This is a genomic window from Winogradskyella sp., assembly GCF_016744625.1.
GTDB lineage: Bacteria > Bacteroidota > Bacteroidia > Flavobacteriales > Flavobacteriaceae > Winogradskyella.
The window spans coordinates 1-9,691 of sequence record NZ_JADGDZ010000115.1; the positions used below are offsets into that span (position 1 = coordinate 1).

Annotated in this window: 10 protein-coding genes and 1 riboswitch; of the genes, 5 read left to right on the top strand and 5 right to left on the bottom strand. The window is 31.6% G+C overall.

Annotation, left to right across the window (positions count from 1 at the left end; genetic code table 11):
* From QZZ53_RS15785 to QZZ53_RS15795, 3 genes are all read left to right on the top strand, one after another.
* Positions 1–536 (top strand): adenylosuccinate lyase (locus QZZ53_RS15785; protein ID WP_296386462.1); only part of this gene is annotated, 536 nt, incomplete at its 5' end.
* Between the two features lie 110 nt (positions 537–646).
* Entirely contained in the window at positions 647–1,990 is a 1,344-nt protein-coding gene (purB, locus tag QZZ53_RS15790) for an adenylosuccinate lyase (protein WP_296386464.1), read from the top strand.
* A 12-nt stretch (positions 1,991–2,002) separates the two neighbouring features.
* Positions 2,003–2,230 (top strand): hypothetical protein, encoded by a 228-nt coding sequence (locus QZZ53_RS15795; RefSeq protein ID WP_296386466.1) that lies wholly within the window; start codon positions 2,003–2,005, stop codon positions 2,228–2,230.
* 35 nt (positions 2,231–2,265) lie between these two features.
* Here the strand turns inward: QZZ53_RS15795 and QZZ53_RS15800 are convergent, their stop codons facing one another.
* The 4 genes from QZZ53_RS15800 to QZZ53_RS15815 are packed head-to-tail and all read right to left on the bottom strand — an operon-like array spanning position 2,266 to position 4,404.
* Entirely contained in the window at positions 2,266–2,811 is a 546-nt protein-coding gene (locus QZZ53_RS15800; protein ID WP_296386468.1) for a DUF4252 domain-containing protein, read from the bottom strand.
* 6 nt (positions 2,812–2,817) lie between these two features.
* Complete coding sequence (locus tag QZZ53_RS15805) at positions 2,818–3,393, bottom strand: DUF4252 domain-containing protein (protein WP_296386470.1); 576 nt, start codon at positions 3,391–3,393, stop codon at positions 2,818–2,820.
* 20 nt (positions 3,394–3,413) lie between these two features.
* The gene (locus QZZ53_RS15810; RefSeq protein ID WP_296386473.1) at positions 3,414–3,908 is read right to left on the bottom strand and encodes a hypothetical protein; all 495 of its coding nucleotides are present in this window, start codon (positions 3,906–3,908) and stop codon (positions 3,414–3,416) included.
* Positions 3,895–4,404 (bottom strand): RNA polymerase sigma factor, encoded by a 510-nt coding sequence (locus QZZ53_RS15815; protein WP_296386474.1) that lies wholly within the window; start codon positions 4,402–4,404, stop codon positions 3,895–3,897. Before QZZ53_RS15815 ends, QZZ53_RS15810 begins: the two co-directional genes overlap by 14 nt.
* Before the next feature lie 253 nt (positions 4,405–4,657).
* Here QZZ53_RS15815 and QZZ53_RS15820 point away from each other — a divergent pair, with 253 nt between their 5' ends.
* Positions 4,658–6,073: a S41 family peptidase gene (locus tag QZZ53_RS15820; RefSeq protein WP_296386475.1), complete on the top strand. Its 1,416-nt coding sequence runs from the start codon at positions 4,658–4,660 to the stop codon at positions 6,071–6,073.
* A 104-nt stretch (positions 6,074–6,177) separates the two neighbouring features.
* Here QZZ53_RS15820 and QZZ53_RS15825 read toward each other — a convergent pair whose 3' ends face one another.
* Positions 6,178–8,109 carry a TonB-dependent receptor plug domain-containing protein gene (locus QZZ53_RS15825; protein WP_296386476.1) on the bottom strand — a complete coding sequence of 644 codons (1,932 nt, stop codon included), beginning with the start codon at positions 8,107–8,109 and terminating at the stop codon, positions 6,178–6,180.
* Between the two features lie 67 nt (positions 8,110–8,176).
* A riboswitch (cobalamin riboswitch) is annotated at positions 8,177–8,442 on the bottom strand.
* Positions 8,443–8,631: 189 nt separating this feature from the next.
* Between QZZ53_RS15825 and QZZ53_RS15830 the strand changes: the two genes are divergently transcribed.
* Positions 8,632–9,691: ABC transporter substrate-binding protein (locus tag QZZ53_RS15830; protein ID WP_296386477.1), on the top strand; the 1,060-nt coding region annotated here is incomplete at its 3' end.

The following is a 9,691-nucleotide window of genomic DNA, read 5'->3' on the forward strand; positions in this document are numbered from 1 at the left end:
AATTAAACTATGTAAATCATTCGCGTGAAAAACGACTGTATTACGCAAATATGGTGATTGATAATCCTGAATTGGTGACACCATTATTAGAAATTCTTTTTGATGTTAATGATAAAATATCTTGTAGAGCAGCTTGGGTTTTTGAGTTTATGTGTGGAGAAAAACTTGAAGAAATTATACCTCACCTCGATTTTTTCACAGAAAATATATCAAAAGTGCATTTAGATTCCGCTGTTAGACCAGTAGCAAAAATTTGTGAATATTTAATCAATGCCAATTATTCTAAGTATAACCATGCGATTAAATCGCATCTATCAGAAATTCACAAAGAAAAAATTATTGAAGCTTGTTTTGATTGGATGATAAATGACGAAAAAATAGCACCTAAGGCTTATAGCATGAATAGTTTATACTTATTAGGAACAGAGTATGATTGGATTCACCCAGAATTGGTAATTATATTAGAACGCGATTTTCAGATTCAGAGTTCTGGTTTTAAAGCTAGAGCACGTCATATTTTGAAGAAGATAAAATAAAGACTGAATACTAAAAATTAAAGGTTGAAAACTTTACAAAACTCTTATCTCTTATCTATTATCTATTAACTTACTTCCTTATCTTTGATGCTTCAAAAAAATCAACATAAATGGCACTCTCAGCACTTAGCGCAATTTCACCAATAGATGGTAGATATAGATCTAAAGTAGAAACTTTAGGTAATTATTTTTCTGAAGAAGCATTGATAAAATATCGTGTTTTGGTAGAAATAGAATACTTTATTGCACTATGCGAATTACCATTGCCACAATTAGAATCAGTTTCTAAATCTATTTTTGACGATTTAAGAAACATATACAAAAACTTTTCTTCTGATGATGCTTCAGCAATTAAGGACATTGAAAAGGTAACTAACCACGATGTTAAAGCGGTTGAATATTTCATCAAAGAAAAATTTGATGCTTTAGGTTTATCCAATTACAAAGAGTTTATCCATTTTGGCTTAACGTCTCAAGATATAAACAATACAGCAATCCCTTTGAGTATTAAGGATGCTATGAATGATGTTTATGTCCCAGAATATTTTGCCTTATTAGAAAATATCAAAAGTTTGGCTAAAGATTGGGCACATATACCAATGTTAGCTAGAACACATGGTCAACCAGCTTCTCCAACACGATTAGGTAAAGAAATTGAAGTATTTGTAGTGCGTTTAAAAGAGCAATTTAATTTATTAAACGATGTGCCAAGTGCTGCAAAATTTGGTGGTGCAACAGGAAATTTTAATGCACATAAAGTCGCTTATCCAAATATAGATTGGAAAACTTTTGGCTCTCAGTTTGTACAAAAAAAATTAGGATTACAGCATTCGTTTCCTACCACACAAATAGAACACTACGATCATATGGCTGCTTTGTTTGATGCTTTAAAACGCATCAATACAATCATCATTGATTTAGACAGAGATATCTGGACGTATGTTTCTATGGAATACTTTAAACAAAAAATTAAAGCTGGTGAAGTTGGCAGTTCTGCAATGCCACATAAAGTAAATCCTATTGATTTTGAAAATAGTGAAGGAAATCTTGGTATTGCAAATGCTATTTTCGAACACTTATCTGCAAAATTACCTATATCGAGATTACAACGTGATTTAACAGATAGTACCGTTTTAAGAAATGTTGGTGTACCGTTTGGACATACAATTATTGCTTTTAAGTCTACAGTAAAAGGCTTAGGTAAATTATTATTGAATGAGACTAAATTCGCTCAAGATTTAGAAAACAATTGGGCAGTTGTAGCTGAGGCTATACAAACCATATTAAGGCGCGAAAGTTATCCTAATCCATATGAAGCTTTAAAAGGGTTAACTAGAACCAATGAAGCTATCACACAAAGTTCTATTTCAAATTTTATTGATACATTAGAAGTTTCTGATGCTATTAAAACAGAATTAAAAGCAATTACTCCAAGTAATTATACAGGTATCTAAAAACTTAGACACATGAAACTATTTCCTTTAACTAAAAATTCATTTGCATTAATTTTAGTTGCATTAGTAACCTTTGGTTTTTTTGTTGCAGGATTATTAAAAGTTTTAGATTATTTCATTGTTAAAGCACTTCTATTTATAGGCTTTGGAGCATTAGTTATTGTTGCAATAAGCTTTGCTCTGAAGAATGACACACAAAAAAATCGCCCAGAAGATAAACTTCAAGACGATTCTCATTAACATTTAAATAATTTGTCAGTTTTATTTAAATAAGTTTATTTAAAAAAGTCTGTTAGACCATTAAGATTAGTGTCTTCGAACTTTGCGTTTTGTAATACAGATTGTAAAGACATTAGCTTAGCCACATTCATGTCATCTCCCAAAACTCTAGCGATCATAAAGCCTTTGTTATTGGCATTTCCAAAAACAATAAGCTCTTCAATACTATCTACATCTCCTAAATATTTTACAATGAATTTTCCATCAGTAGAATTACCTCCTCTCATTAATTCTTCGTATTTAGGATTTTTTAAAATAGTCTTTACTTTATCTAATTCTAAATTATATTCAGCAGCTTCAGTATTCTCTATCATGTAGGTTAATACATTTAGTTTATCTACCGATTCGTAAGCTTCTCGCTGTTCGTCAGTCATTTCAACGTCTTCAACATTAATAAAACTTGTTGGTACATCAAAGGATGCAAAACCAGGTTTTAATTCGTTGTCTACATAATAAGTTTGCAACGTTGGCCCTTGGTTACAACTTGTAAAAGCCGTAACCAAAAGCAACACTACTATTGATTTTTTGATTGATTGTATCATTAGTTACTAGTTTTTCTTTTTGTCACCAGCTTTCTTTAACTGCTCACCACCTGGAATATCCATTGTGTTAGTAATTTTAGAAACTTGTCTTAAATCGATATCTCCTGTTAACGATAATAAAACAGTCTCAAATTCACGTTTTTTACCATTAATTTCAATGTTTTGCCCTTTAGTCATTTCCTTAAGTCCGCTTACATACATTAATAATTCTTTAACGTGGTTTTCGTCCTTACCTTCTTTAACATAAAACTTAACCGTTTGATTACCATCTTTAATTCTCATTAACTCTTCAAGATCAGATGATTTTAAATACTTAGTTACAGTAGCTTTCATATCTGCTGAAACTTTATCATCACCAGTTGTAAAAACTTTAAGTCCAGTGATTTTCTTTACCATATCCATGTATTCTTGAGCTTCAGGATCATCCATATCTACATCAATACTTGCGATCATACTAAACATTTTCTGATTAACTATGACTGATGCTACTTCTGGCATATCTTCAAATTTATCGAAAATACTCTGAGCTCCAGATATCATTGGTGCAACGATTAGCGCGATTATTACAATTACTTTTTTCATGATTTCTTAATTTTTGTGTGTTACTTGTTTTTAAAAATTTTGTTTGTTGTTTTTGAAAATTCACTCAATTTACTAGCGCCTTCTATGCCATAATTTAAATTATCAGATACGAGAGCCAACGAATTAAGTTGTTGCTTGCCTTCATTCATTCCTATTGAAACTAAACTTAAGGCTTCCATGGTCTTATTATAAGTCGCCATAGCTAATTCTTGTTGTTTTAATTCTTCTTGCGAAGGGCCAATAACTTGTGGAACTATAAGACCAAGCATTAGAACGGCAACAGCTGCGACAGAAATCCATTGATACAATTTTGTTTTCTTAGTGTTTAATGGAACGTCTTTGGTGTACTGTTCTTGTTGTGATAAAGAAAAGTATTGAAACAATGGCTTGTAATGCTCTAAATGAGGCGCTACATCATCACTTGCGAAATAAGCTTTTAATTGCGCTTCTTCTTTTAGTGATGTTTCAGCATTGTTATACTTTTCTAGTAATTCTTCTATATTATTTAATACCATATCTATGTGTACTAGTTAATTTTTCTCTTATTGTTTTTCGTGCTCTCGATAAAGAAACTCTGATGGCTGTTTCATTCATGTCTAACATTTTAGAGATTTCAGCAAAATCGTATTCTTCTATATCTCTTAACTGCACTATTATTTTTTGTTGTTCTGGTAAATCTTCCATTATTTTAGAAACCCAGTCCATGCTATCTCTAGCTTCTACTTGTTTTTGTAATGACGAATCGTTATTCGTATAATTACTGTGAACAATTTTTAAATTTTGAGCTTGTTTAGATTTTAAACGATCTAAACAAAAATTCTTTGTCATGGTCATCGAAAACGCTTCAACATTTTTATACTCACCAATCTTCTGCTTATTCTTCCATAATTTCAACAGTATTTCTTGTGTAGCATCTTCTGCTTCTTCACGAGAAACTAGTAATCGTTTTGCTAAACGAAATACCTTATCCTTAAATGGCATTACTAAGCTTACAAAATCTGCCTGCTTCATTACTTTTGGTTGATTGGTATAGTCGATATTTATTCGCCTTCATTATTACGACGATACACTTTACATTTTGTTACAAAGTTTTTTTATTTATAATAATGTAAGTAAATTTAGGGTTTTACAGACAGATGTAAAACGATTGCTATTTATAAAGAAAAATTAAAAGATGAAAAATTTGCGAAATTTTCACGAATACCTATTCAGTGTATTTCCCGTGAGTAAAAAGATTAAACTATTGCTAATAACTTGTATTGTGATGTTTAGCATAACAAGTTGTTTTGAAGATTTAGATGATAATCTAGTTATTACTGGCGATGTTAAAGATTTTATTTGGAAAGGCATGAATTACTTCTACATATATGGTAACGATGTGCCAAATTTAAGAAATGAAACGTTTGGCATTAGTGGTTTGGCTAATAGGTACGATACTACCCAAGAATATGAAGAATTTCTTTCAGGCTTTTCTTCTCCAGAAGAACTTTTTGATGCTTTAGTTTTTGATGCAGGAAACACAGATAGATTTAGTACTATATTCCCAGATTTATTTCAAGCAATAGATTTATTTAATGGCACTTCTGAAACCAATGGCATGAGACGTCTTTTTGGATTTCAAATTAATGGTAACGGTCCATTTTATGTACGTGTAGGATTAGTCCTTAATGGAAGTAATGCTGATTTAGCTGGTGTTGAACGTAATATGATTATCTCTGGAGTTGATGGCACAGCATTTACTAGTGAAAATGCTCAGTCACTATTATCACAATCCTCAATGACACTAAACTTTGCGGATTATAACGATAATGGTACTGAAGATACTAGTGATGATAGCGTAACTCCTAACGGACAAACTGCTACAGTAACTCGTGAGGTTTTTACAGATAATCCTGTTCATAGAACTGAGGTTATTACCACTAATGGTGAAACTATTGGGTATATAATGTACAACAGTTTTAGAGATAATTTTGAAACCGAATTAAACAATGCCTTTGCCCAATTACAAGCAGCTAACGTTGAGCATTTGGTTTTAGATTTACGTTACAATGGTGGTGGTGCAATTGTAACTGCTGCACGTTTAGCTACTATGATTTCTGGTGAGTCACCAAATCAAGTATTCTCAAAAGCTTTTTTTGGGCCAAATCGTTTAGAGCAAAACAGAGATTTTAATTTTGACAATACTATAAGCAGCGGTGCAGCTGTAAATACATTAAATTTTGAAAAAGTATATGTACTCACAACTGGAGCTTCTGCATCTGCAAGTGAGTTAATTATTAATAGTTTAAGACCATATATAGATGTTGTTCAGATTGGAGATATTACTACAGGAAAAACCACTATTAATACTTTAGTTTTTGATTCTCCAGACTTTAGTACTCAACAGGTAACTAATGCACATACCTATGCAATGCTTCCTTTAATTGGTGACTCTACAAATAAAGATGAAGAATTAGTACCTCCAACTGGATTAGTCCCAGATATTATTTTAGAAGAAACTTTTGTAAACCTTGGAACTCTTGGAGATCCTAACGAACCATTATTAGCTAGAGCAATTATGGAAATCACTAATGCAGATAGATTTACACACCCAAACCCATCAAATAGTAATAATTTACTACCTCTGAAACTTACAACTAATACAGAATCACTTATCGATGGTTATATGTATATAAAATAAGAGAGACTAACTCAAAAGGAGCTTTTGTAGTTTTCTATAAGAAGCTCTTTAATTATAAAAAAGCCATCATTTTTGAATCAAAAATGATGGCTTTTTTTGTTACCTCATAAATTGAGATTAAACCCTAAATTAACTCCTCTACCTCTGGTTGTAAAACCAAATAATTCTTGATAGTCTTCATTAAATATGTTTGTAACATTGGCAAACAAAGTCATCTTATTGTTTATAATTTTATGGCTGATATAAAAATCTAATAACCCATAAGATTCTAAAGTTACAGCATCATTTGTAAAAGTCGTGTTATTAAAAACAACATCCTCTCTATCATCATTGTATTGATAAGACAGGCTTACTAACGTAGAATTTGACACATTGTAATCTAAACGAGTGTTTATTTTAATTTCTGGAATTCTTAAACTTAAATCCTCATCTAATGAAGTATAGGTAACATTTAGATTAAAATTTAAATCCTTAGTCACCATTGATTTTGCAACAAATTCTAGACCACTTGCTGTAAAAGATTCTTCAATATTTTGGTATTTAAACACAAAACTGCCAGTATCTACAAAATCGATAAAATTATCTTCGTTTCTATTAAAATAAACTAAACTAAATGTCGCTTTATCCTTTATGGAAACCTCTGCGCCTACCTCAATTGTCTGATTTTCTTCTGGCTGTAAATCTGCATTCCCGTAACTAGGCTCAAACAGTTGGAATAATGATGGTGTAATAAAGGCACTACTATAACTCGCTAATCCTTTTACATATCCAAAATCTAAGTCCACTTTATACGATGGATTTAAGCTATAAACCAAATGACTACCATATTCGCTATGATTGTTTAAACGAGCTCCTGCATTTACATTTAAACCAAAATCAGAAACATATACTACATTAGCATAAGGATCTGTTATGGTAAATTGAGCATTATCAGGATTTATTGCTTGACTTAATTCCGTTTCTCCAAAAGGAATCGAAAAACTTTCCATTTGGTTGTCTTGAAAATTTACACCTAAAACCGTGTAAAACTTATCATTAAAAGTGTAACGGTTATATGCATCTATAATAATACTTTGCGCATTAAACAGTGAAGGGAAACTAGAGTTAATTTCGCGCTCAACATTATTATAAGCAGCATTTACATTGACACTTCCTTTGTTATACTTAAATTCTGGAGATACACCTATTCGGTATTGCTTAGAATTAGAGACATTATCTGCGTCTAACATTCCGAAACTATCATCAAATCCGGCTTTATATCTATCAAAACTCGCATAAGTATTCAATTTTAAAGCGTTGCTAAATTTATAACCTAACTTCACATTTCCATTATAGCTATTAAAAGCATCAGACTCTGTACCTGCTTCAATTGCAGATAAGCCGTCTGTAAATTGCTGACCGAAACTTGCTAAATAATTAAATTTCCCAACACTACCATTTATAGCAACACTATTTCTAAAATCTTCAATTGCATAATTATTTCCATTTGAAGATTGGTTAGTCCCAAGTGTACTTCTTAAATTAAAATTAATTGCTTTTTTAGAAGCCTCTTTCAATTTAATATTAATAACAGCTGTTGCAGCACCAGTACCATAAAGTGTACTCGATGCTCCTTTAAGAATTTCAATAGACTCAACCATATCTGCGTTTAATAAACGCAAATCATAGTCATTAGCAATTTGAGATGGGTTGGTAACTTGAACTCCGTCAATCATAATTAAAACCTGACGATTACGTCCACCACGCACAAAATAGCTTAGATTTTGACCTGCATTACTGCGTACTCCATTGATTTCTACACCAACGGTTCTTCCAATAATTTCTGCTACAGATTGTCCTGGTAGTTTTTCTAAATCTTTTGAAGTGATTTTGGTAATAATCCTACCGGAATTTTCACGTTTAAGATTAAATCTAGAATCCGTTACTACAACTTCTTCTAATTTTTCAATTTTTATTGAATCTGCTTTTTTTTGTGCAAATCCAATAGATAACATACCTATACCAAGTATGCTACAAAACAATTTTGTTTTGTTCATTTTAAATTTTAATTACTCGAGAGAACACACAGTACTTTGCATGTAAACTTTTATCCCGAAAGTTTGACTTCTATATGTTGAAACTGGCAGGTCTCCTGACTTGCTTTTTGTTACACGACCTTCCCAAGAATGTCATTGCGAAGTTGACTTTTTGTCAACTGTTGCAATCTCTCAGTGGTTTGAAGTGAGTAACAACTCTGATATGAGATACTGAAACGGGTTCAGCATAAAACTTACAGTTGCGGGAACAGTTCTGGACTTGATATTAATCTCACCAGATTCCCTTTTAATCCATTCGGTAAAACGAATAGAACCTAATTTCGGCGCGAAATTAAACTTTAAAAGTTAAAATAATTACTTTTTCTTGTTCATTTTGTAGATGAGATAAATAAAGCCTATTAAAAAATGTGCAATGATTATTCCTGCAACGATATATAGTGTTAAATTTGAATCGCCTCTCATAGTTGTAGTTTTATCAAAATTACAAACCATTATTGTGAAGATTAGTTACAAAGGTTACATATGAAAATTACTCGTGCTTTATTATTCTTTTTAATAGTCTTCTCTAGTTGTAAAGAAGATCAAGGTATTAACAGGAAACTTCCACCTATAACGAAAAGCGTTAATACCATAAAGTATTCTGAAGGTTTTAAAATCAATAAATCTAATGATAACAAAACTTTAGAAATAACAAAAGCTTGGCCTGAGGCTAAGAAAAAGTACACTTATTTATTATTAACAAAAGAACAAGCTGCTAAAACAACATATAACAAAAAGGATTATGATGGTGTTATAATTACGCCTATTACTAAAACAGTAGTAACATCTACGACACACATTCCTGCACTCGAACTTTTGGGCGTAGAACACACTTTAGTTGGTTTTCCTGGTACAGATTATATTTCCTCTAAAAAGACTCGAAAGCGAATCGATGAAGGAAAAGTAAGAGAGCTAGGGAAAAACGAAGGTATTAACACAGAAGTGCTTTTAGAATTATATCCAGATGTGGTTATTGGCTTTGGAGTAGATGGCGTGAACAAAACTCTTGAAACTATTAAAAAAGCAGGTATTCCAATAATTTACAATGGAGATTGGGTAGAATCTTCTGCCTTAGCAAAAGCCGAATGGATTAAATTCTTTGGTGTGCTTTTTAATAAAGAAAAAGAAACCGATTCAATTTTTAATTCTATTGAGCGCGAATATTTAATGGCAAAAGAAATAGCAAAAAAAGCTAAATATCAACCAACAGTATTAAGCGGTGCCATGCATAAAGATGTTTGGTATTTACCCAATGGATCTAGTCCAGAAGCTCAATTTCTAAAAGATGCTAATGTCAATTATTTATGGAGAGAAACTACAGGAAATGGAAGCTTAGCCTTAAGCTTTGAAGTAGTTTTAGATAAAGCAAAAGATGCGGACTTATGGTTAAGTCCATCCTATTACAGTAGCTTTGAACATTTAGAAAAAGCGAGTTCTCTTTATACTAATTTTGAAGCTTTCAAAAAAAGGAATATTTATAGTTTTTCAAATACAAAAGGAGCTACAGGAGGAGTTCTATATTACGAATTAGGTACAGCAAGAC